Below are 901 nucleotides of genomic sequence, written 5' to 3' on the forward strand. Positions count from 1 at the left end.
CTCCTCCTCGTTGTCCCGCCGATCCGGGGTGGCCGGCGGTGTTATGCTGTTGTTTTACCGCCATAGTAGCGGCGGATCGACAGCTACTGTGTGAAGCGCATCACCCTCGACGGGGTTGTGTCCACCGATCAAGGAGGCCCGTCCTGCTCGCCATCCTCAATGCCCTGGCCCCGGTGTTCTTCGTCATTGCGCTGGGCTGGGGGCTGACCCGAACCGGCTTTCTCTCCGAGCGCTCCCTGCGCGAGCTCAATCGTGTGACCTACTGGGTGGGGCTGCCGTCGCTGCTCGTGCAGCGCATCGCCTCCGCGAACCCGGAGTTCGGCGCGGTCACCGGGCTGCTCGCGGTCGCCATCGGTGCCACCGTGGGCGGGATCCTGATCGCCTACGTGGCGGCCCGGATGCTGGGGTTGCCGGCCTCGGCGACGGGGACGTTCGTGCAGGGCGTCTTCCGTGGCAATCTCGCCTTCATCGGGCTGCCGGTGGTGATCTATGCCTTCGAGGCGGTTGAAGGGGCGCCGGTGGCAGCGGCGCAGTCCAGCGCGCTGCTGCTCTTCGGTCCGCTGGTGGTGCTCTACAACATCGCCGCCGTCGTGGTGCTGCTCGCCGGCCGCGGCGGTGGGGCCGGGATGATCCGCGGACTGGCCTACGGCCTGGTGACCAATCCTATCCTCATCGCCTGCGCGCTGGGGCTGGGGCTCGCCCTGGCCGGGGCGACGCTGCCGGTGATGCTGGACCGCAGTCTCGCCGCGGTGGGGCAGATGGCACTGCCCCTGGCGCTGGTGTGCATCGGCGGTACCCTGTGCACGTCCCGCGTGCGCGGGCGGGTGCGCTGGGCGCTGGCCGGGGCGGTGCTCAAGGTTGCGGCGCTGCCGGCGATAGGGGCGCTCCTTGCCTGGGCGCT

At 70.3% G+C, this 901-nt stretch carries 1 protein-coding gene; it reads left to right on the top strand.

The features are described 5' to 3' along the window. Positions 1–173: 173 nt before the first annotated feature. The coding region (locus G7A99_RS21675; RefSeq protein WP_163144006.1) for an AEC family transporter at positions 174–901 on the top strand (728 nt) is incomplete at its 3' end.

This window comes from Arhodomonas sp. KWT, assembly GCF_010993615.1.